The organism is Mucilaginibacter sp. P2_A4 (assembly GCF_056405015.1).
Genome location: NZ_JBFUCX010000003.1, coordinates 408308 through 431625 on the forward strand (window position 1 = coordinate 408308; position 23318 = coordinate 431625).

Below are 23318 nucleotides of genomic sequence, written 5' to 3' on the forward strand. Positions count from 1 at the left end.
GTAAACGTTTTGTCAATATCATATTACGCAATTGTTACTCATATTGTAAAACCGTACCTTTGTGGCAAATTTAAGGGGACGACTACTTCATGAAGCTTAACGCAGATTACCAGGAACAATTCCAGTCAAGGCATATTGCTCCAAATGAGGCCGATACGGCAAAAATGTTAAAAACCATCGGTGTTAATTCACTTGATGAATTGATAGCGCAAACTGTACCAGACAGAATCAGGCTTAAAAAACCACTCAATTTACCTCCCGCAAAAAGCGAATTTGATTACCTTACTACTTTAAAGCAAACATCTTTAAAAAACAAGGTTTTTAAATCATTCATTGGTAAAGGTTATTATGATGTGATTGTGCCGGGCGTTATCCAGCGTAACATCCTCGAAAACCCGGGATGGTACACCCAGTATACGCCTTACCAGGCCGAAATTGCGCAAGGCCGTTTACAGGCATTATTAAACTTCCAAACCATGGTGATTGACCTTACCGGGATGGAAATTGCCAACGCATCATTATTAGATGAGGGTACCGCCGCTGCCGAAGCTATGTTTATGCAGTACAGCCTACGCAAAAACACTGCTGCCAACGTGTTCTTTGTATCCGAAGAGCTGTTCCCGCAAACTATTGATATTTTAAAAACCCGTTCTGAGCCTTACGGCATCGAACTACAAATAGGCGACCACCGCACTGTTGAACTAACCGACAATATGTTTGGCGCTATAGTTCAATATCCGGCCGGTAATGGCGCTGTTTATAACTATACAGGTTTTGCCGCTAAAGGTCACGAAAAAGGCATCAAATTAACCGTTGTTGCCGATATCATGAGCCTGGTGCTGTTAACGCCTCCGGGCGAATGGGGTGCCGATATTGTTGTTGGCTCAACCCAGCGCTTTGGTGTACCAATGGGCTTTGGCGGTCCGCATGCGGCATTCTTTGCCACTAAAGATGAATATAAACGCTCTATCCCGGGCCGTATCATTGGTGTAACTATTGATAGCGCAGGTAACTACGCTTTGCGTATGGCTTTGCAAACCCGCGAGCAACACATCCGCAGGGATAAAGCAACTTCAAATATTTGTACCGCGCAGGCATTATTGGCTATCATGGCTGGTATGTATGCGGTATATCATGGCCCGCAAGGCGTTAAACTTATTGCCGAAAGGATTCATGGCTTAACCGTACTATTGGCTAAAGCCCTGGGCGAATTAGGTTATGAGCAACTGAACGAATCATATTTTGATACGTTGAAGTTTGATGTTGCCCACTTAGATGGTCCAATTCATTCTGAGGCATTAAATAACGAGATGAACTTTAGTTACAATGGCTCAGTTGTAACTATTTCTGTTGATGAAACTACATCGGCAGAGGATATCAAAACTATAGTAAGGTTTTTTGCCAAAGTATTGGGCAAAACGCTTAGTGATGTTGATTTTGACGGATTGAAAGCCGGTTTGGAAACTGTTATTCCTGCTGAATTACAGCGTACATCAGCTTATTTAACCCACGCATTATTTAACACGCATCATTCAGAACATGAAATGCTGCGTTATATCAAATCATTAGAGGCTAAAGACCTTTCGCTTTGCCACTCTATGATCGCTTTAGGTTCATGTACCATGAAACTAAATGCAACCACCGAAATGGTACCGGTTACCTGGAGCCATTTCAGTAAAATTCACCCATTTGCACCAACCGATCAGGTAGGTGGCTACATGCAGCTGTTTGATGAAATCAACAACTGGTTAAGTGAAATTACCGGCTTTGCAGCCATGAGCTTACAGCCAAACGCAGGCGCGCAAGGCGAATATGCCGGCTTAATGGTGATCCGCGCCTACCACCGCGACAGGGGCGATAACCATCGTAATATCGCTTTAATCCCATCATCAGCACACGGTACCAACCCTGCATCAGCAGCTATGGCCGGTATGAAGATAGTGGTTGTTAAATGTGATGATAACGGCAACATTGATGTTGCTGATATGAAAGCCAAAGCCGAGCAGTATAAAAACGAGTTATCGTGCTTAATGGTTACCTATCCATCTACCCATGGGGTATTTGAGGAGTCGATCATCGAAATCTGTGATATTATTCACCAGAATGGCGGCCAGGTTTACATGGATGGCGCCAACATGAACGCGCAGGTAGGCTTAACCAGCCCGGCTAATATTGGCGCTGATGTTTGCCACTTAAATTTGCACAAAACCTTCTGTATTCCGCATGGCGGTGGCGGCCCTGGTATGGGCCCTATTGGTGTGGCTAAACACCTGGTTCCTTATTTGCCAGGACACGCTGTGGTTGATATTGACAGGGGTAAATCTATCCACGCTGTATCTGCGGCTCCATGGGGTTCGGCTTCTATCCTCATCATCTCTCACGCTTATATAGCTATGATGGGCGGCGAAGGTTTGACCAATGCTACCCGTTATGCCATACTAAACGCTAATTATATTAAAGCAAGATTGCAGGACCACTTCCCGGTACTATATACCGGAGCCAATGGCCGTTGCGCTCACGAAATGATCCTGGATTGCCGTTCGTTTAAATCGTTCGGTATTGAGGTTACAGATATTGCCAAACGCTTGATGGATTATGGTTTCCACGCGCCAACTGTATCCTTCCCTGTTGCAGGAACGGTGATGGTGGAGCCAACCGAATCTGAGCCTAAACATGAGCTTGACCGCTTTTGCGATGCCATGATCGCTATCCGCCATGAAATTGCTGATGTAGCAAATGGTGTGTTAGACAAAACAGATAACCCATTAAAAAATGCACCGCACACCGTATCGGTAATTACCGGCAACGAGTGGGAGCATCCATATACCCGTCAAAAAGCAGCATTCCCGCTTCCTTATGTGGCCGACTTTAAATTCTGGCCATCTGTGGGCAGGGTAAATGATACCTATGGCGATAGAACACTGATCTGCTCATGCCCTCCGTTAGAAGAGTATGAGTTTGAAGAAAGTGTGATTGAATAAATTTACAGATTGTCATCTGCGCCAAGGCGCAGATGATTTTGCATAATTGGATTTATGCATTCATAAAAAAGACCGTCAGATAGCTGGCGGTCTTTTCTTTTATATCTAATTTTTATTAGTGCGCAGGTACCAACACCCGGTTAATAACACGTTCCAGTTCTTCTAGGTCAAATGGCTTGGCCAAATAGGTTTGAGCCCCGGCATGGCTGGCCAGTACCTGAATATCGCTGTTTGCCGAAAAGTAAATCACCGGGATATTCTTTAATTCTTCTGATTTTTTTAGGGTCTGTGTAGCTATAATACCTCCAGCATCCGGGATCCAGTTATCCATAAGGATCACATCCGGCAAAATCCCTGATACCTTTTCAGTAATATTATTACAATCGGTAAAGGTATGCACTTCCCAGCCCTGTTCTTCTAAAATGTAGCTGCAAATGGAAAGGATGTCTTCGTCATCATCAAAAATGATGATTTTTTTTGTGGGATTTTTCATTCGATAGTGCAAGTGAAACTAAGCATAATTTTTTATAAAAGCAAATAATTTTAGCTTCTAATTAAAAATACCGAGCATTCGGCTTTAATAACAGGCACTTCAAATCCACTACTCTATTGTTTCTAAAATATATCTGCCAGGCAATTACATAGCTTTGCATACCCAACCAGGTAATTTATCTGTTACTTAATAATTTACCGTTTTAAATACAAAAACTATAATAAATTTACTTCACCAATTATTCAACAACCCTTAATCCTTTTAGTATAATGCACAGCTTGCTTAATACCAGATCTATGAATAAATATATCAGTTTATTTTTATTGGGAACCACGCTTTTGGGTACAACAACCATATCCTATGCCCAGAAACCTGCAACTGCCAGCCTTTGGCTTACCCGGGCAGATAGATCTGCACTGTTCGAAAAGCAGAAAGAGGCCCTTAAATTTGAAGCAACCGGGAATAATAATTTCACCATTGCGGTTGATGATAAACAAACCTACCAGTCCATTGATGGTTTCGGCTTTGCGCTTACCGGGGGCAGTGCCATGCACATCATCCGGATGAGTGCTGATAGCCGGGCCGAATTGCTAAAAAACCTTTTTGCTACTTCCGAAAACAATATCGGGGTAAGCTATATCAGGTTAAGCATTGGCGCTTCTGACCTTAATGAAAAAGTTTTTTCATATGATGACATGCCCAACGGGCAAACGGACCCCACTTTGAAACATTTTGATCTTGGTCCCGATAAACAGGATGTTATTCCGGTAATGAAACAGATATTAGCCATCAATCCGGCTATAAAAATATTAGGGTCACCATGGTCGCCGCCGGCATGGATGAAAACCAACAATGACACCCGCGGAGGCAGATTAAAACCCGAATATTGGGGCACCTACGCCCAATACCTGGTTAAATATATACAGGGCATGCGGACACAAGGCATTAAAATTGATGCCTTAACCATTCAGAACGAGCCCTTGCATCCGGGCAATAACCCCAGCTTATTGTTAGCAGCTCCCGATGAAGGCGCGTTTATAAAAAACAACCTGGGCCCGGCGTTTAAGGCAGCCGGCATCAAAACAAAGATCATCTTATATGATCATAATGCCGACAGGCCTGATTATCCCATCTCTATTTTAAATGATGCCGCTGCCCGTAAATACATTGATGGCTCCGGGTTTCATTTATACGGAGGCGATATAAGCGCCTTAACCACTGTACACAATGCCCACCCCGATAAGAATATTTATTTTACCGAGCAGATGGTAGTGGAGCCCGAAAATCAATCAACCATTGATATTACATGGCCGGTTAAACAACTTATTATTGGCGCCACCCGCAACTGGAGCCGCAACGTACTGGAATGGAACCTGGCTGCCGATCAGGATTACAAACCCTACACAGACAGGGGTGGCTGCCCATCATGCCAGGGCGCTGTAACCATCAACAAAAATGAGGTAAAGAAAAACATTGCTTATTACTCAATAGCGCACGCTTCAAAATTTGTTAGGCCGGGATCGGTACGTATAGCCTCAAACAATACAGATAAACTACCCAATGTGGCCTTTAAAACACCCGATGGCAAAAAGGTTTTAATTGTAGCTAATGCCAGCGATGCCGCGCAGGATTTCAACATACAGTACGCAGGAAAAACCCTCGCCGCGCATTTGGACAAAGGGTCGGTAGGTACATACATCTGGTGATTTTTAAACAAAACGTTCATTATAATTTAGTATCATGTTACTCAAATCTGTTAAAAATATTTTAGTTGTTAAGGGCTTATTGGTTGTTGCTGCTGTTTCCCTTGTATCCTTACGAAGCAACGCACAGGGCTTTTTAAAGGCCGACGGCAAAAAGATAGTGAACGAGAAAGGTAAAAATGTATTACTGCGTGGCATGGGCCTGGGCGGCTGGATGCTGCAGGAGGGATATATGCTGCACGTGAACAAGGATAGCCGCCAGTTCCGCATTCGTGAGCGGCTGGAAGAACTGATGGGGCCCGCCGAAACCAAAGAGTTTTATGATACCTGGCTGGCCAACAATACCCGCAAAATTGATGTGGACTCTATGCGCCGCTGGGGCTTTAATTCGGTACGCCTGCCTATGCATTATAATTTGTACACGCTTCCTATTGAAAAGGAACCTGTTGCCGGGCAAAACACCTGGATTGATAAAGGCTTTAAAATGACCGACGCGTTGCTTACCTGGTGTAAAGCCAACCATATGTACCTCATCCTTGATCTTCATGCCACACCGGGCGGGCAGGGTAATGACCTCAATATATCCGACCGGAATACCGATCATCCATCACTGTGGGACAGTGAGGCCAACAAACAAAAAACGATTGCGCTTTGGCGTAAACTGGCCGACAGGTACAAAAACGAACCCAATATTGGCGGTTATGATATCATTAATGAACCAAACTGGGGTTTCGACGATCCTGCAAATGACAAAAACGGCCTGAAAGAAAAAACCAACGCGCCTTTAAGAAAATTGATGGTTGATATTACCGCCGCCATTCGCGAGGTTGATAAAAAGCACATCATTATTATTGAGGGTAATGGATGGGGCAATAATTACAACGGCATACTTCCTACCTGGGATAAAAACATGGTGCTCAGCTTCCACAAGTACTGGAATTATAATGATCAAAAATCAATTGAACATATTATTAAAACCCGCGACCAATATAATGTACCCGTATGGCTTGGCGAAACCGGCGAGAACTCGAATGTGTGGTTAACTGAAGCGATTGGTCTGTTGGAAAAAAACAATATCGGCTGGGCATTATGGCCGCTTAAAAAGATGGGCAATAACAACCCTATCGAAATTCCATCAAACCTGAACTATGATGATGTAACCAACTACCTGAATACCGGGCACCACAAGCCCAAAGAAAGCAATGTATACAGCGGGACCTTAGAGATGGCTACCTATGCAAAGTTAGAGAACGCCATCATTCATCATGATGTGATCGATGCTATTTTCCGCCAGCCCTTTACTACCGCTACCAAACCATTTAAGGCCAACAAAGTTGCCGATGGCACTATCATTAATGCAGTCGACTATGACATGGGCCGAAATGGCTACGCCTACTTTGATACCGATACCGCGGATTACCATGTAGCAACCGGGAAATATGGCAAAGGCAACAACGGGCATGTTTACCGCAACGATGGGGTGGATATCAGCAAAGATTCTGCCGCATATAACAGCTACTATGTTGATGATATTGAAAAGGGCGAATGGCTGCAATACACGTTGCAGGTTAAAACAGCGGGGGTATACACCGCTAAGCTGAAGATCGCCGCCGCTGCCGATGATGGCAAACTTTCCTTAATTGTAAATGGAGTAACGCAATCCATTAACGTACCCAGCACCGGCGGATTTAAAAAATGGCAGGTTATCGATTTAAAAAATATCCACCTAAAAGCAGGGATTAATAAAGTAAGGGTTTATGCCGATATGGGAGGATATAATTTCCATTGGCTGCAGTTTGTTAAGTAAATTAACAGGCTATCAGAGGGTGTCTAAATTTGATTCATTAATTGTTTTTATGCTTTTAAAAAGGGCTGTCATGCTGAGTTGTAAAATCCGCGGCCTCTGAAGATGGAAATGACAAAGCGATTTAAACCCAATGTCATGCTGAACTTGTTTCAGCACCCCACTTGCTAAGTATATAACATGTGGGCTACCTGTCCTGTGGGGTCCTGAAACAAGTTCAGGACGACTTCAGTTTTATAACTTGTCATAGGTAGCCCCGTCGAAGCATAGCGGGCAAAGGCCTCTCCGCGCGAGTCTTCGACAGGCTCAGACTGACAGGCCTACCCACCTCGATAAACAAGACGTCATTGCTTCGTGCCTCGCAATGACGATTTATTTATTTTTAGACAGCTTTTCCGTACAAAGCCCTACCGTACAGCCTCATACAATCCCAGCTTTACCGGCTTTGTATAAACTACTTGCCAAAGGTGATTTTTGCGCGACCTGAATGAGGCAGCACTTGCGTTGAGGTAATACTCCCACATCCTGTAAAAAGGCACGCCATGTTCAGCTATAAATTCATCTTTAAAATGCGCCAGGTTCTTTAACCATTCCATACAGGTGCGATCATAATAAACACCGAAATTATGCCAGTCTTCTAAAATGAACAAACCCATGGCCGCGGTTGTAATCTGGGCAGCCGAAGGGAGCATTCCATTGGGGAATATATACTTATCTATCCAGGGATCGGTAACTTTGGTTGAATAATTGCCGCCGATGGTATGCAGCAGAAAAATACCCTCATCGGATAGGTTTCTTTCTACTGTCTCCATTAATACCCGGTGGTTTCGGTAACCAATGTGCTCCATCATGGCTACACAGGCAATTCTATCAAACTTATCATTCAAATCGCGATAATCATGCACCCTGATCTCTACCGGTAAGCCTTTATTAACTTCGCGGGCCAAAGCTGCCTGCTCCTCAGAAATGGTTATTCCCACTACTGATACGCCATAGTTTTCGGCAGCAAATTTTGACAGTCCGCCCCATCCGCAACCCAGGTCGAGCAGGCGCATGCCGGGTTCTAACTTAAGTTTACGGCATATTAAATGCAGCTTGTCATCCTGGGCCTCATCTAACGTTTTCGCGGTTTTCCAATAGGCACAGGAATACAACATGTGCTTATCCAGTATCCGCTTATAAATATCATTTCCAATATCATAATGCTTACGCACAACATCTTTTGATCGGCTTTTGGTTTGCCGGTTCATAAACTTTGCCTTAAGCGCATATTTTAGGGTGGTAAAATCGCGGGGGATCATTTTATCAACCCTGTTATACTGCACCCGGAAAAAAAACTCGTCTAAAGCCTCACAATCCCACCAACCTTCCATGTAGGCTTCGCCGAAACCCAAAGAGCCTGCGCTAAGCAAGCGATCGAATGTTTTCGGGTTGTGAACTTGTAAATCCCAGGGGTTATCGCCATTCATTTTGATACCACCGGCGGCAAACATCTTTTCAATAATTTCTTTAGACGAACTCATATATTTAAGCCTTTAACCGTTTGTATGGTGAAGTTAATTTTTTTTTCGCGCTAACGCAAGAGCACTTTATAAGCGTAATTAATTTAATCTTTATTGGCATTACAAGCAATAGGGACTGTTTTCCGGGTTTACAAATTGCATAACAGCGATAGCATTACCCGGCCCAGCCTTCTCTATCCAAACTCCTGAAATGTATTGCCTCCGCCAAATGTTCCAGCCTTATTTCTTCGCTACCTGCAAGGTCGGCAATGGTGCGGGATACCTTCAGGATGCGGTCATAAGCACGGGCAGAAAGGCCCAGTTTTTCCATCGCTTTTTTGAGCAGCGTTTGGCCTGCAACATCTATCTTGCACTGGTCGCGTACCATTTGTGGACTCATTTGGGCATTGGCATGCAGATCTGGCCTGTTACCAAAACGTTCTATCTGGATCTCGCGGGCTTTGATTACCCGTTCGCGGATGTGCTCGCTTTTTTCGGCCAGCCTGTCTGATGATAATTCGGTAAAATTAACCGGCGTAACCTCCACGTGCAGGTCAATCCTATCCAACAACGGACCAGAGATCTTACTCAAATATTTTTGCACCATCCCCGGCGGGCAGATGCATTCCTTCTCGGGATGATTATAATATCCGCATGGGCACGGGTTCATACTGGCTATCAACATAAAGCTGGAAGGGTAATCAACCGTAAACCGGGCTCTTGATATGGTTACTTTGCGTTCCTCCAGAGGCTGGCGCATTACCTCCAACGCGCTCCGTTTAAACTCTGGCAATTCATCCAAAAACAAAACGCCATTATGAGCTAATGAAATTTCGCCGGGTGCCGGGTTACTTCCTCCGCCTACTAAAGCGACATCCGATATAGTGTGGTGGGGGCTCCTAAAGGGGCGTATGGTAACCAAAGCATCCGCGGCAGCAAGCTTTCCTGCTACAGAATGAATCTTGGTGGTTTCCAGAGCCTCATACAAACTCAGCGGCGGCAAAATGGAGGGCAGTCTGCGGGCCAGCATGGTTTTACCAGCCCCCGGCGGACCAATCAATATCACATTATGCCCTCCGGCAGCGGCAATTTCCAAAGCACGCTTGATATTTTCCTGCCCACGTACTTCGCTAAAGTCGCTGTCGTAATTGCAAAGGCTGTCGTAGAACTCCTCGCGGGTATTTACCAGCACGGGTTCCAATTTAGTATCGCCATTAAAAAAACCGGCTACTTCTTTTATGTTTTCTACGCCATAAACTTCCAGATCGTTCACAATGGCTGCTTCACGGGCGTTTTGCTTGGGGAGAATAAAACCTTTAAAGCCATCCTTGCGTGCCTGTATGGCAATAGGCAATGCCCCCTTTATAGGCTGCAGGCTGCCATCAAGCGAAAGTTCTCCCATGATGATATACTTATCAAGCTCCCCGGCTTCTAACTGCCCGGAGGCGGCTAAAACAGCGGTAGCAATAGTAAGATCATAAGAGGAACCTTCTTTTTTTATATCCGCAGGAGCCATGTTAACTACAACCTGCTGGCGGGGCATTTTGAAATTACAATTTTTTAAAGCCGAATCGATGCGGAAATAGCTTTCCTTTATGGCCACATCCGGCAAGCCCACAATAAAGTATTTTGTGCCCGCCACAATATTTACCTCAACTGTTATAGTGATAGCTTGTATCCCATAAACTGCACTGCCAAAAGTTTTAACCAACACTATGATAAAGTTTAATCAATGCGAAAGATAAATATTTTTAATTGTGTGGTAAAAATATGTGTGTATTAAAATAACCCGGCTGTAGGAAGCGCGAACGCTTTTATTGTTTCACTTGGCTATTACTCTCTAAAATCTACAAAAAAACTGCCCAAAAACAAAAAAGGCACCCTTTTAGGTGCCGTTGCTGTAATTTATTTTTTCTTGTAGCTGTCAAAATCGCTGGCGAAATCTTTCAGGATGTTATACCATGAATGTGCCCAATAATTTCTGAAGCCAAAGCCCCGGCTATTGCCTGTTTTATAAACAGTAAACAATACTGTTTTATCGTTCATATTTACAAAGGTTACCCATGCACCGGCCAAATGGGTTGCTTTACTCATGCCCTCTACAATCAGCATCATGCCTAAACCTTTTTGACCCTGAAAATCGTAGTTCTTAACTACTTCAACTATATCTTTTTCTTTAAGGGTGCTAAAGTCGTTCGGGTTTTCGGTAAAAAAGTTTTTAGTAAGGGCATTATTTGCTACTTCGGTTACTTTAAAAGCAAAATGTACAGTATCGCGATGAGATGCACGCGGAACATTATAAGTTTTGGGTTCGGTTATAAACAGGTTGGCCCAGGCCGGAATGTATTTATTAACAAACTCGGAGTTTAACAGCTCGCCTGAGGCTTTATATGCGGCTTCAGACCCAATAAATCTCATTTGCGAAAAATCAATTCCCAACCAGGTAACAGGTACCTTGGGGTTAAAAACATCTGCTTTGGTTTGTGCGAATAGTGCTTGCGTGGTAGTGCAAATAATTAAGGCAATAAGCCAGGTAAATTTTGTGATAATTTTCATGGTTGTTTTATGCAATTTAACAGTATCAAATAATAGTACCGCAAAATATACAGAATTCCTTAAAATAATATGCCCTTAAAATAAACAGATGGTTAATTTTAAGGGCACACGTCAATAATACTTTATAGATCAATATCTTAAATACCGTTACTGATCACTATATTGTGTTAGCAAAAAGGAAAAATACGCAGGAAACCACTGCATACACCATCAACATAACCGACCATACTTTCTGGTTGTTTTTGCTCAGTTTTTCAAATGCAACATTCCATCTTTTAAACCGGCCGTTGTTAAGCAGTATAAAATAGTTAAGCAATAAAACGCCGGTAGTTGCCAAAAGCATAATGGTAGCAGTTGTAGCATTGATGTTAAACCATTTTTGGTTTAAACAAAGCTGAGTGAGCACCAGTAAATTGGTTAATAATAAGATCATCAGGAAACTTACACCAAAAAGGGAATTAAACTTAGGTAAGCCACCTTGTCCGAAATTTTTTGCACTCCATCTGTAAGCTGTTACATAAATGGATTTTGAGATTCCTGATGCGTTCATAATGTTAGGGTTTTAGGGTTAATATTCAAAACAAGTAGCCTATACTGCTCAATTGTTTGGTTAATAACGCAACATACAAAATTTTGTTGTGTAAAAATTAGCTTATTTGCAAAATTCAACTGTCATCGATTAATATTTACGTTGCGGTAAAAAAACAATCGCATTTGTTAAAATAATAAAGCCTATCCTAAATAAGCGGCATATATATAGTCGTATCGCCGGTAATACAATAAAAACGGCCACTTTAAAGCGGCCGTTTTTATTGTATTCTGAAAATTTGTTAATTATCTATTTTGCCGATGCCATTTGAAGCAATGTTGCATCATGATGAAATTTAACTTCCGGCTTATTATCAAACAACATTTCGGCCCCATTTTGGGCGGTATAAGCAGGCCAGTTAGGAAGCCCTTTGGCATTAGGATTGCCGGTACGGGCAAAATTAACCCATGCCTGGCTCATCTTTGTGGCTAAGGCATAAGCTTCTTTACCACCACCTGTCATTTCCTCACATCGTTTAATGTTATCAAACTCAAAGCAGATATCAATACAGTGGATAGATTTGAACATGCCATCGGCAACGGGTGATTGCCAGGTGAACATATACATATAAACCGGCGCAGCCCCGGCAATGGCCTTAGCATTTGCCTGGCGGATAACACCCGGCCTGAATGTAGCCAGGTCAATATCCAGGTAATCTGATGGCTTTACAGTGCCTGGGTAGGATTTTAAAACCTCGGCCATATAAGTATCTGTTTTATCGCCATATTTCTTTTGCAGGTTGGTTTTAACTTCATCCAGGGAATAGTTTCTTATTGCCGGGTTAATAAGCGAAGCCATAAACTCGGTTTTGGTTGATCCTACCAGTAAGGGGATGTTTTTTGATAGCTCGATTGCCGCCGCGTCATTTAGCTGATAAGGCAAAAATACACCATCATTAACCGGCTCCCAGCCTAAACCAAAGCCAGCTACCGGTTTACCCTCGGCCTTTAATTGCTGCGCAACTTTTGGCAGGGCTTTTTTTGCCGCCGCGCTCAGGCGTTCGTAAGGTATGGTTTGTAAGGAATCTACTTGTGATGGTTGCAGATTAAGTACTTCCAGCATGGCGGCGCCTATCCTTTTTGATACATCATTATCCATAAATTTGGATTGATAGCTCCCACTCTGTACAATAGCTTTGTGAAACAAACCCTTTGCAGATGGCGCAGCCATTAAGGTAGTAACCTTACCGCCGCCCCCTGATTGACCAAAAATGGTCACATTGTCCGGATCGCCACCAAAGCTGGCTATGTTTTGCTTAACCCATTGCAGCGCGGCAACAACATCCATCATGCCCACATTTGCCGATGATTTATATTTATCGCCATAGGCCGAAAGATTTAAGAAACCCAATAAGTTTAACCGGTGATTGATAGATACAACTACCACATCACCCTTTTTACTTAAGTTTTCACCATCATAGGATGGCAATTCAATAGCCGAGCCTGCAGCAAAGCCGCCACCATGCAGCCAAACCATAACCGGTCGTTTTTTTTGATCATTAAGCCCGGGGGTCCAAACATTAAGCTTAAGGCAATCCTCGTTCATATATCCCCAGTTGTGCTGAAAGCCAAACTCAATAGGATCATTAACCGTAGCGGTAGCATCAATAGGGCAAACTGCGCCATAAACTAATGATGCACGGACGCCTTGCCAGGCTGTTGGCTTTTCGGGAGCCATAAAACGTTTGGCCTGCGCGTAGGGGATACCTTTGTAATTATAGGTGCCGTTGTGAATGTAGCCGCGCACCTGCCCGTTATCGGTACTGGTTACAGCTATGTTTTCACCTGCGGTAACGGCTTCGCCGCTTTGGCAATAGCCCAATACAGGCATCAGGCAAAGAGCCAGCAAAGCCCAAAATGTAGAATTTTTCTTCATGGTTATCTGGTTTTATATAATTGGTTTATGGATTATTCGCGGGTTGAATAATTTATACCAGTACCATGAAATTGCGTAGATGATAACTAATCATTAAGCACAATTATCATTGTGTAGGTATTACACAATGATAATTATAAATTTCTATTTTACAATAGCCTGAAACAACTTTATTACAAATGATTTGATTGCCAATCAGCTATTTAGCCAGCACATCAAACGAGGCCAGCAAATTAACATTAGGGTCGATGTCTATGGCTTGAGGCTTTGCCTTTAAAGGGATCTGCACTGTGGTTGTTATATTTTTTACAGTAATGCTGTGGATATGGTCATCAACAGCGATTTCAAGGGGAAATTCATACAAATTGCTTTGTTTTTGCTCAATAGTAATATCAAGCATTTCTTTAGCGGCATCATATTGCCAGGTTAACTTCAGGTCGGGGTGCCCGGCAGTTCTCAACCATTGTTTAAAAAATGGTTTCAGGTTTTGGCCGCTGGCTTGCTCCATTACCAGGCACAGGTCTGCAGTATTGGCATTGCGCCCATTATATTTTGTGTAGTAATTGCTTACACCTTTCCAAAAGGTGGCATCGCCCAGCTTTCGCCTCAGCATGTGCAACACCCAGCCTCCCTTTTGGTAGCTATTGGCATTAAGTAATTGCATGTATTGGTTTTTAACCGCAGTATCAACCACAGGTGTCATTCGTTTCTTTTCAAAATCAAAAACGGTTTTCCTGTCTGCGGCTAATCGTTTTTTTAAGGTATCTGCACCATATTTATTCTCCAGGTACAGGTTGGTCATGTAAGTAGCAAAACCTTCGCTCAGCCACAGATGAGCAAAGTTTTTTTCGCTCGCGCCATCGCCAAACCATTGATGCGCTATCTCATGGGCCATTAACTCCTCTATGCCTTTATCGTTAACCGACTCCTCGAAATAGAATATGGCGCTTGCATTCTCCATGCCGCCAAATATGGTTTTTGATTGCACATTAGCCAGTTTTTCATAACTGTAAGGACCAACCTTTTTAATGAAGAATGGCAATATCTCTTTAGCTATTGCGTAGCTTTTAAATCCTGCTTCTTTATTCTCGGGGAACACATACGTATAAATAGGAATACCGCTAACATCGCCAGTATGATCTATATCAAACTCCGCGACACCAATTACCATCACCTTGGTGGGCAGGGCTACGTTTTCCTGCCAGTGGGTGAGTTTTAGGTTGTTGGGCAATGCGTTTTCCTCCAATTTTAACCCGTTTGATACCACCTGGTAATGATCTGGAGCTGTAACCACAAAATCAACAGTAGCTTTATCTGCCAGCGCATCAACGCAGGGCAGCCAGTTATGCGCCCTGTTGGGCCAGTTATCGCCAAAAAAAGTACGATGACCAAAGTTATTGGTTGATATGATTAATCCATCGGCAGGTATACCTTCATAATTAATCACATAACTATGCCTACTGGGTGCTACAACAGTGGTATAAATTTTAACCGCGCCGCTATCCTGTTCAAATTTCAGATTTTTACCGTTTTCTGTTATGGATGACACGGTCATCCCTTTACCTGCGCTGTTTTTCTTAACCAGGTCCAAGCTAAATGACGATGTGCTTTTCAAAAATTTTATGGCAACCGTTGCTTCGCCTTTAATGTTGTTATCAACATCATTAAGTTGCAGCGCAAAATTGTAGTGTTGTACATCAATAGGTGAACCGGGGACCTGCCCTTTCGCGAATAATGAAAATATTAATGATACGCCAAAAATGACAAGAATTCTTTTGCTCATGGTAAAAAGATGTTTAACACCGGAATTACGCAAAGCTAATGAAAAGTGGCCTTTAAACTCATCAATATATTAACCTGGAATAAGCGAAAGTTTTTAAACTAAATAAGCCTTTGGCAAATGCCAAAGGCTTATTTTTAATATGATAAAGTGCTTCCCTTACGGGATAAAAGGCATTGTTTACATCTTCGGCATTCTGCGCATCATGCTGGCCATGGCGGCAGGGTTGCTCATTTGCTTCATTACCTTTTTCATGTCATCAAACTGCTTCATGAGGCGGTTTACTTCGGTAAGATCGGTACCAGAGCCCTTTGCAATACGGTTACGGCGACTTTGATTAATGGTTTCAGGGTTTGATTTTTCGAAAGGTGTCATTGACTGGATGATAGCTTCGATAGCCTTAAATGCATTGTCATCAATCTCCACATCCTTCATCATTTTACCCACACCCGGTATCATCCCCATCAGATCTTTCATGTTACCCATTTTCTTGATCTGCTGTATCTGGCTGTAAAAATCGTTAAAATCAAACTTGTTCTTACGAATCTTCTTTTGCAGCTCGGCAGCTTCCTTTTCATCAAACTGCTGCTGGGCACGCTCAACCAGGGATATCACATCACCCATACCCAGGATCCTGGATGCCATACGATCGGGGTGGAAAACGTCAAGCGCTTCCATCTTCTCGCCTGTACCAACAAATTTGATAGGCTTATTAACAACCGATTTAATAGATAACGCTGCACCACCACGGGTATCACCATCAAGCTTGGTTAAAACCACACCGGTAAAGTCAAGGCGATCATTGAACACCTTGGCGGTATTCACAGCATCCTGACCGGTCATGGAGTCAACTACAAACAGGATCTCATGTGGTTTCACGGCAGCTTTTACCTGCTCAATCTCCACCATCATGGCTTCGTCAATAGCTAAACGGCCGGCGGTATCAATGATAACCACATTGTTACCATTTTGCTTTGCCAATGCAATACCCTCCAGAGCAATAGCCACCGGATCTTTCGATTCCAGGTTGGCATAAACCGGCACACCAATCTGCTGGCCTAATACCTGCAATTGGTCAATAGCCGCGGGGCGGTATATATCATCGGCAACCAGTAATGGTTTTTTGCCCTTTTGTGTTTTTAAGTAATTGGCCAGCTTACCTGTAAAGGTGGTTTTACCCGCACCGTTTAAACCAGCAATCAATATAATGGTTGGCGACGCTTTAAGCTCCAGTTCGGCGGTGGTGCCGCCCATAAGCTCAGTAAGCTCATCATTCATCAGTTTGGTAAGCAACTGGCCCGGCGATATGGACGTTAGTACGTTGTTACCCAATGCCTTTTGCCTTACATCATCGGTAAATGCTTTGGCGGTTTTATAGTTTACGTCGGCATCCAGAAGGGCTTTGCGAATTTCCTTCATGGTCTCTGCCACGTTTATTTCAGTAATAGTTCCTTGTCCCTTCAGTACCTTAAAGGCCCTGTCGAGTTTATCCGAAAGATTTTCAAACATTATTATTATCCTAATTTTGAGCTTACAAAGGTATGATTTTTCTTGTTTGGAAAAAGGATGAATGGAGCAAGGAAAGGGACAAAAGAAAATAAAGGATGCTGTGTCATATATTCTTATCCCAAAAACGTTGTTCTATAAAATTATGGAAAACGATAAAGTATCCCGAGCGCAAGCCCCTCTGTACCCTGGGCGGCGGTAGCTGTATGTCTATCGTACAGCAGCGTACCATTAATGGTTACGTTAACGAGGCGGTTAACCCTGGCTGATAGTACGGCATCCAAACGATGGGTAATAAATTTAGGCGATTCGCCGTAGGGAATAAAGAGTGCATAACGGGCGTTAAGGTGCACGTTTTTCATCAGGTCTTTATCAAACAAGCCTACTATCTGGAACGCGAGGTCGTTTTTTACGGTATGATTGGGGCCAACGCCGTAATCATTGCTTTTTCTTACACTATCATCCAACACAAATGTTTGCCTTGCGGTACCGGTACCCAATCGCAAATCAAAATAACCTGTTGGCTTATACTCAAAACCTATCGATTCTGTTAAGTAGCCCGGCGCCATAAAATTCGAGATCTGCTGCGCGGCGAATTTGCCTCCGCCCAGGTCTGTATAGTTAAAGCCCTTATCAAACTGCGATTCAAACGTAAGCGCGCCAAAAAAGTACCAGTGTTTGGATAGCTGCGATGCAAGCTTATTATCAAAGTAAATACGATCGTTAGTTTTGCGTTTGCCCTGGCCTTTATTTTTAGCTACGCCATACGTAAGATTAAGCTCGGATACATAGCTGAAGGGAGCTTTGTTATATTCGGTATGGTAAATAAAGTTAGTACCCAGTGCTACCGAGTTTACACCACCCGCGCTGTAATTATTGGTAAACGCCGATTGGCTAAAGTTTAGCCCAAAAAGAACCGTTTTTTTCCAGTAATTTATTTTATAATCCATCAGCGTAACCGGAATTTGTTCCCGCTGTATTTGTATTGCCCTTGCCCTTGTAGGAATGGCGTTACGGCGCGAATCGATCCTGAGTTTGTTAATCTGCGCGGTATCAATTTTGATGGTGTCCTTTTTCAGCGAATCGGTTTGCTGAGCGCTTACCGAAATACTGCAGGCTATTAATGCTAATAAAAGCAGTCCAAGTCTGGGTTTTAACATAGTACACAAATTAAAGCAAAAATCTCCTTTATAACCGTGTTTAATTAAAAATGTTGTAAAACGATTTAATTAAAAAATGTTTTTGGCCCCTCTTGGCGGATATTAAATGCCAATTATCTGTATAAACAAAATGGCATTATAAAAACTAAACCGAATGCATTTTAGCACTCAAAACAGTCAATTATGTTATTAAACAAGAAAAATTTCGGCATTATTTACCCACTTCTAAAACATAGCTTTATAGCCCATTGTTATCATATAAACTTAAAATTATGAATACAAAAGCTGCAGTTAGTATACTAACTATTTACCTGGCCTGTTACATAATTATATTCGCTACCGGTTATTCCATTACCTTACTTGCCGCCATGTTCCTGGTCTCGCCCTTTTTAATATGCTGGATGGTTTACAAAGTTTTAAAAGATGATAGCTTTAAATATCCGGCATTAGGCCATAATGAAGAATGGGGTTATCTTGATAAAGATAAAAATGATCTGGAGCTGTTTTAATTATTTCAGATTTCAACTCTATTTAAACCGGTGCCTGGTGTTGCCTGTCAATTAACTTTTATAAAACACTACCTTTCGATTATTTGTGCATAATTTAGTAATTATAAACCATTCATTTCCGGTTATGAACAAGCCCTCCATTCCATTTATTATCGCCATGACTTTTTTTATGCTTACTGGCACATTTGGCCGCGCGCAAAACAGTTTAAATAATAAGGACAGTATTGACCGCAAATGGTGGAAAGAGGCTGTGGTATATCAGCTTTATCCGCGGAGTTTTAAAGATGATAATGGAGATGGCATTGGCGACCTGAAAGGAATAATATCTAAACTGGATTATATAAAAAGCCTGGGAGTAGATGTGGTATGGCTAAACCCCATATACAGTTCGCCAAATGATGATAATGGTTACGATGTAAGTGACTATCGCGACATCATGAAGGATTTTGGCACCATGGCCGATTTTGACACGCTGCTAAAAGGCATGCATGCGCGGGGCATTAAACTGGTTATGGACCTGGTAGTAAACCATAGCAGCGATGAACATGAATGGTTTAAGCAAAGCCGAAGCTCGCGCAACAACCCCTACCGCGAATATTACCACTGGTGGAATGCCGAGAAGGGAAAGCCGCCATACCGCTATAGTTTATTTGATGTTAACCATGATGCCTGGCGCTATGATTCACTTACTAATGCCTATTACCTTCACTACTTTTCGCGCAAGCAACCCGATTTAAACTGGGAAAACCCTAAACTGCGCCAGGAGGTTTATGACATTATGAAATTTTGGGCCGATAAGGGAATTGATGGCTTTAGGCTTGATGCATTCCAGTTTGCGGCAAAGGATACAACCTTCCCGGCATTTCCGCAGGGGTTTGAAAAAAACTTTACGCAGTACTATGGCATGCAGGGAAATTTGCACGGCTATTTGCAGGAAATGAATAACCAGGTGCTTAGCAAGTATAATGTAATGAGCGTGGCAGAAGGCGCCGGCAATACATTTGAAGACGCGCACAATTTGGTTGATGCCGATAGAAATGAATTGAATATGGCCTACGCATTTGAGGGAGTGGATATTGCCAAGCCCGAAGGATATAGTTTGCTGCACTTAAAAAGCGTGTTTAGCAAATGGGATAGCGCTTTTGCCGCCAAAGGGTGGCTGTCGGTCTTTTTAGCCAATCATGACCAGGCAAGGCTGGTAAGCAGGTTCGGCAATGATAGCCCGCAGTTTAGGGCGCTATCATCAAAAATGCTGACCACCTTTTTGATGACCATGCGCGGCACACCCTACTATTACAACGGCGATGAGTTAGGAATGACCAATGCCGGCTTTACCAAAATTGAAGATTACCGTGATGTGCAAACGCTTAATGAATACCAGCGTCAAAAAAACCTGGGAGCCGATCTGCAAAAGTATTTACAGCGAATAAGCTTTGAAAGCCGAGATAATGGCCGTACACCCTTTCAATGGAATAGTACCGGAAATGCAGGCTTTACAAAAGGGAAGCCATGGATAACGGTAAACGCTAACTATAAAACCATTAATGCGGCCGCCCAGGAAAAAGACCCGGCCAGTACATTAAATTATTTCAGGAAAGCTGTAAAACTGCGAAAAGATAACCTTGTGCTGGTGTATGGCAAATACAGCCTGCTGGATAAGCAAAATCCGGATACCTATGCGTTCACCCGGGAGTTAAATGGCAAAAAACTATTGGTATTGTTAAATTTCAAGGATAAAACAGCCACCGCACAAACGGATATCAACCTGAGCAATGCCGCAGTATTGTTGGGCAATTATGATAAGCCATCAAAAGACGGAACCTTAAAACCTTATGAAGCTGTTGTGTATGAGTTGAAATAAGTTTTAATTTTACAGCATAAGGCACCTATGGAAGTAATAACGTTAGATGAATTTTATAAGCAAACCGCGGCTCTTGTTCCGGAGGGGATCAATAAAGAGATAGGCCATTTTAATGTTTTCAACATTGCTGAGCTAAGCAAAACAGGTGTAATGCCTTATAACAGGCGCACTTATTATAAAATTAGCATGATTCGCGGCCGCAACAGGGCCGAGTATGCTGATAAAGTGATCGACATTGAAAAAAATGCCCTGCTATTTGCCACCCCCAGGATCCCTTATAACTGGCAACCGCTGGATGATGATCAGCAAGGTCATTTCTGCATTTTTACCGACGAGTTCCTGGTTCAGGCCAAGAGCGGGGTTGTGCTCGATGATCTGCCTATCTTTCAACCAGGGGGCTATCCCATATTTCAGCTTAGCGATGATGACACCATCGCGATAACTGCCATATTTAGCAAAATGCACCAGGAGCTATCATCAAACTATGCCTACAAGTATGATTTGATACGCAATTACATTTTGGAACTTATACACCAGGGTCAAAAGCTGCAGCCTGCTTCCGCGCTTTACCCTGGTCATACAGCCTCGGCTAGGGTGTCATCCCTGTTTATGGAGTTGCTTGAGCGGCAGTTCCCTATCGAATCGCCCAGTCAAAAGCTCAAACTGCGCACAGCCAAGGATTATGCTGATCGTCTTGCCGTACATGTAAATCATCTTAATAAGGTACTAAAAGAAAATACCGGTAAAACTACTACCCATATTATTAGTGGCCGCGTTATCCAGGAGGCCAAGATCCTCCTTAAACAAACCGACTGGAACATATCCGAAATTTCCTACTCCCTGGGTTTTGAGCAGGTAGCTCATTTTTCAAACTTCTTTAAAAAGCAAACGTCATTAGCGCCAATGGCGTTCAGGTAGTAAATTTTCATTTTAAACGCAACTTGTTATTCCCGATAAATAATCCGGGTTGTTTTGTTTTGATTTTCGTTTAGCCAACAAGTTCGGCAGCCAGCAAATAAAGCGGTCATGTTATTTTTAAAGGATAAAACTAAACAACAGGAGACTACGTAAAAAGAATACTCCTGTTTTTATACCCAGGTTTAAAACCCTGATTGCCTAAATTACACCATTAATGATCAGCCAATCAGTAAATGATTTTAATATAGATTTGATATTTTGAAAAATCACGCAGCTTTTGAATTTTGGAATAGATTAGTTGGCCATAGATCAAATGTTTCGCTCGAAGGTCGAATTTTTCATTCCGTTTGTATAGTTATATTAGTTGTACTTGGCGTTAATATCCCATTCAATTATTTAATTGGCCTTCCTCAGCTGGCCATTCTAATGGCGATAATTTCCTTCGTCGTCGCCTTCGTATACTATAATTCCAGAATTAAAGACAGGCTCAATAGCAGCATTACTATTTTCCTGATAACCAACAACCTGTTACTTATTGCCAACTACTATTACAATTCTGGCATTAATGGGCCCGGGTACGTTATTTTTATACTATCGTTTTTTACCACGGTAGCCATCATTCCGCAAAAACAATACAAGATCTGGCTTCCACTTAACGTAGGTATTATTTTAAGTTTGCTATTTATAGAAAACGCACATCCAGACCTGATCGAGAATACCTACAACAGCAGAACAAGCCGTTTTATTGATTTTGGCTACAGTTATATTGCAACGGTTTCACTTATACTGGTAGTTACGGTTCATATCCGCACTGCCTATAAAAAAGAGCGAAGAGTTGTAGAGCAGAAGGCAAAGGCACTTGAATTGACAAATACCACCAAAAACAAACTCCTCTCCATACTGGCTCATGACCTTAAAGAGCCGCTATCATCATTACAGGGTTTCCTGGAGTTACTTACCGAATACAACCTGGACGAAGCTGAAAGAGTAAACATTGAAAAGGAACTATTAAGACGCACGCAAGACACTTCCTATATGCTAACCAATGTACTTTCCTGGACCAAAAGCCAAATGGAATCTGTTCAGGTAAAGCTAATCCCTTTAAACTTGCTGCAAACATTAGATAATACACTCCGGATTTTAAAAAGCATTGCCAAAGAAAAATCTATTGAGCTTCATGATGATTTAGCAAGCCATATTTGGGTAATAGGTGATAGGGATATGCTGCAATTGGTTATTAGAAACTTAGTTATAAATGCCATTAAGTTTACTTATCCCGGCGGCAAAGTAACTGTAAGTGCCGAAGTTGTAGAAAACAATTGCATCATTAAGGTAGCCGATACCGGTCAGGGCATTCCTCTTGCACAGCAAGCCAGCTTATTTTCACTTTCGGCCCAGTCCACATTCGGAACCGGAAAAGAAAAAGGCGCAGGATTGGGCCTGGTGCTTTGCCAGGAATTTGCAGCCTTGCAAGGGGGCAAAATATGGTTTACAAGTGAGCAAAATGTGGGGAGTACCTTTTTTGTAAGTTTTGAGTTTTACTCCTTAGCCAAACATGGGGAGTTGTCAAAACTGTCTTCATAAAAGTACTGCAATCAAAGATCTTTGCTACTTACTCAAAAACAAATGGCTTGCTGGCTAAGCACAGGATTACACAATAACGGTGCATGTACAACTTACAGGCAAATATTCTTTAGCTCTTACACCGCACTTTATTTATTTATCGTTAAATTTATCAATAACTATATGGGCCTGCTTTAATTGGCTCATTTATTGACTATATAAAAGAACAAAATCAAACCTTCAACCGTTCATGCTAAAGATCAATTTATCACTATGGAAAATTTCGACATACATTATGCGGCCAACAACAGGGAGTTCGATCTGCATATTTTAGCTAAAAAAAACTCTATCAAGGGTGTTTATTATTCGGTTTATGACCATGGGGTGTGGCTTGCAAACATCTGCAAAAAAGGCAGAAATAAATACAAGGCACTATCGTACACCGGGGCCTTTCCGCAAAACGATCTGGATATTATAGGGCAGCAGATTGATTTAATCAATTAAGCTTTTATCAACGG

17 protein-coding genes are annotated in these 23318 nt (G+C 42.4%); 8 read left to right on the plus strand and 9 right to left on the minus strand.

What is annotated here, in order from left to right:
• Positions 1 to 89 precede the first annotated feature (89 nt).
• Positions 90 to 2981, plus strand: coding sequence for an aminomethyl-transferring glycine dehydrogenase (gene gcvP, locus AC1DYB_RS08485; protein WP_477434050.1), 2892 nt, complete (start codon positions 90 to 92; stop codon positions 2979 to 2981).
• A 115-nt stretch (positions 2982 to 3096) separates the two neighbouring features.
• Here gcvP and AC1DYB_RS08490 read toward each other — a convergent pair whose 3' ends face one another.
• Positions 3097 to 3474, minus strand: a complete 378-nt coding sequence (locus tag AC1DYB_RS08490; RefSeq protein WP_477392149.1) for a response regulator — start codon at positions 3472 to 3474, stop codon at positions 3097 to 3099.
• Positions 3475 to 3770: 296 nt separating this feature from the next.
• On the opposite strand from AC1DYB_RS08490, the gene AC1DYB_RS08495 reads away from it, so the two are divergent.
• Positions 3771 to 5180, plus strand: a complete 1410-nt coding sequence (locus AC1DYB_RS08495) for a glycoside hydrolase family 30 protein (RefSeq protein ID WP_477434052.1) — start codon at positions 3771 to 3773, stop codon at positions 5178 to 5180.
• Positions 5181 to 5214: 34 nt separating this feature from the next.
• Entirely contained in the window at positions 5215 to 6984 is a 1770-nt protein-coding gene (locus tag AC1DYB_RS08500; protein WP_477434054.1) for a cellulase family glycosylhydrolase, read from the plus strand.
• A 404-nt stretch (positions 6985 to 7388) separates the two neighbouring features.
• Here AC1DYB_RS08500 and cfa read toward each other — a convergent pair whose 3' ends face one another.
• The 8 genes from cfa to AC1DYB_RS08540 form a co-directional block, all read right to left on the minus strand.
• Positions 7389 to 8504: a cyclopropane fatty acyl phospholipid synthase gene (gene cfa / locus AC1DYB_RS08505; RefSeq protein WP_477434056.1), complete on the minus strand. Its 1116-nt coding sequence runs from the start codon at positions 8502 to 8504 to the stop codon at positions 7389 to 7391.
• A gap of 154 nt (positions 8505 to 8658) precedes the next feature.
• Positions 8659 to 10197, minus strand: a complete 1539-nt coding sequence (locus tag AC1DYB_RS08510; RefSeq protein WP_477434058.1) for a YifB family Mg chelatase-like AAA ATPase — start codon at positions 10195 to 10197, stop codon at positions 8659 to 8661.
• Positions 10198 to 10388: 191 nt separating this feature from the next.
• Positions 10389 to 11039 (minus strand): hypothetical protein, encoded by a 651-nt coding sequence (locus tag AC1DYB_RS08515; protein ID WP_477434060.1) that lies wholly within the window; start codon positions 11037 to 11039, stop codon positions 10389 to 10391.
• Between the two features lie 157 nt (positions 11040 to 11196).
• Positions 11197 to 11589: a hypothetical protein gene (locus tag AC1DYB_RS08520; protein ID WP_295720514.1), complete on the minus strand. Its 393-nt coding sequence runs from the start codon at positions 11587 to 11589 to the stop codon at positions 11197 to 11199.
• A 288-nt stretch (positions 11590 to 11877) separates the two neighbouring features.
• Positions 11878 to 13503, minus strand: a complete 1626-nt coding sequence (locus tag AC1DYB_RS08525) for a carboxylesterase/lipase family protein (protein ID WP_477434062.1) — start codon at positions 13501 to 13503, stop codon at positions 11878 to 11880.
• Between the two features lie 199 nt (positions 13504 to 13702).
• A complete protein-coding gene (locus AC1DYB_RS08530) occupies positions 13703 to 15286 on the minus strand; it encodes a M1 family metallopeptidase (RefSeq protein ID WP_477434064.1) in 1584 nt (527 codons plus the stop codon).
• 177 nt (positions 15287 to 15463) lie between these two features.
• Positions 15464 to 16792, minus strand: a complete 1329-nt coding sequence (gene ffh, locus AC1DYB_RS08535; protein ID WP_295720521.1) for a signal recognition particle protein — start codon at positions 16790 to 16792, stop codon at positions 15464 to 15466.
• A gap of 140 nt (positions 16793 to 16932) precedes the next feature.
• The gene (locus AC1DYB_RS08540) at positions 16933 to 17949 is read right to left on the minus strand and encodes a DUF3078 domain-containing protein (RefSeq protein ID WP_477434066.1); all 1017 of its coding nucleotides are present in this window, start codon (positions 17947 to 17949) and stop codon (positions 16933 to 16935) included.
• A 272-nt stretch (positions 17950 to 18221) separates the two neighbouring features.
• On the opposite strand from AC1DYB_RS08540, the gene AC1DYB_RS08545 reads away from it, so the two are divergent.
• From AC1DYB_RS08545 to AC1DYB_RS08565, 5 genes are all read left to right on the plus strand, one after another.
• Positions 18222 to 18458, plus strand: coding sequence for a hypothetical protein (locus AC1DYB_RS08545; protein ID WP_477434068.1), 237 nt, complete (start codon positions 18222 to 18224; stop codon positions 18456 to 18458).
• Between the two features lie 124 nt (positions 18459 to 18582).
• A complete protein-coding gene (locus tag AC1DYB_RS08550; protein ID WP_477434070.1) occupies positions 18583 to 20319 on the plus strand; it encodes a glycoside hydrolase family 13 protein in 1737 nt (578 codons plus the stop codon).
• Between the two features lie 27 nt (positions 20320 to 20346).
• A complete protein-coding gene (locus AC1DYB_RS08555) occupies positions 20347 to 21237 on the plus strand; it encodes a helix-turn-helix domain-containing protein (RefSeq protein ID WP_477392139.1) in 891 nt (296 codons plus the stop codon).
• Between the two features lie 258 nt (positions 21238 to 21495).
• Positions 21496 to 22821 (plus strand): sensor histidine kinase, encoded by a 1326-nt coding sequence (locus AC1DYB_RS08560; RefSeq protein WP_477392138.1) that lies wholly within the window; start codon positions 21496 to 21498, stop codon positions 22819 to 22821.
• Positions 22822 to 23073: 252 nt separating this feature from the next.
• Entirely contained in the window at positions 23074 to 23304 is a 231-nt protein-coding gene (locus tag AC1DYB_RS08565; protein ID WP_295720534.1) for a hypothetical protein, read from the plus strand.
• The last annotated feature ends 14 nt before the right edge of the window (positions 23305 to 23318 follow it).

Bases quoted from the DNA above. Each gene is read 5' to 3' on its own strand.
- AC1DYB_RS08550 (WP_477434070.1), top strand. From the start codon at position 18,583: ATGAACAAGCCCTCCATTCCATTTATTATCGCCATGACTTTTTTTATG.
- AC1DYB_RS08555 (WP_477392139.1), top strand. From the start codon at position 20,347: ATGGAAGTAATAACGTTAGATGAATTTTATAAGCAAACCGCGGCTCTT.
- AC1DYB_RS08565 (WP_295720534.1), top strand. From the start codon at position 23,074: ATGGAAAATTTCGACATACATTATGCGGCCAACAACAGGGAGTTCGAT.
- AC1DYB_RS08500 (WP_477434054.1), top strand. From the start codon at position 5,215: ATGTTACTCAAATCTGTTAAAAATATTTTAGTTGTTAAGGGCTTATTG.
- cfa (WP_477434056.1), bottom strand. From the start codon at position 8,504: ATGAGTTCGTCTAAAGAAATTATTGAAAAGATGTTTGCCGCCGGTGGT.
- AC1DYB_RS08490 (WP_477392149.1), bottom strand. From the start codon at position 3,474: ATGAAAAATCCCACAAAAAAAATCATCATTTTTGATGATGACGAAGAC.
- AC1DYB_RS08495 (WP_477434052.1), top strand. From the start codon at position 3,771: ATGAATAAATATATCAGTTTATTTTTATTGGGAACCACGCTTTTGGGT.
- AC1DYB_RS08545 (WP_477434068.1), top strand. From the start codon at position 18,222: ATGAATACAAAAGCTGCAGTTAGTATACTAACTATTTACCTGGCCTGT.
- AC1DYB_RS08520 (WP_295720514.1), bottom strand. From the start codon at position 11,589: ATGAACGCATCAGGAATCTCAAAATCCATTTATGTAACAGCTTACAGA.
- ffh (WP_295720521.1), bottom strand. From the start codon at position 16,792: ATGTTTGAAAATCTTTCGGATAAACTCGACAGGGCCTTTAAGGTACTG.
- AC1DYB_RS08515 (WP_477434060.1), bottom strand. From the start codon at position 11,039: ATGAAAATTATCACAAAATTTACCTGGCTTATTGCCTTAATTATTTGC.
- AC1DYB_RS08530 (WP_477434064.1), bottom strand. From the start codon at position 15,286: ATGAGCAAAAGAATTCTTGTCATTTTTGGCGTATCATTAATATTTTCA.
- gcvP (WP_477434050.1), top strand. From the start codon at position 90: ATGAAGCTTAACGCAGATTACCAGGAACAATTCCAGTCAAGGCATATT.
- AC1DYB_RS08540 (WP_477434066.1), bottom strand. From the start codon at position 17,949: ATGTTAAAACCCAGACTTGGACTGCTTTTATTAGCATTAATAGCCTGC.
- AC1DYB_RS08525 (WP_477434062.1), bottom strand. From the start codon at position 13,503: ATGAAGAAAAATTCTACATTTTGGGCTTTGCTGGCTCTTTGCCTGATG.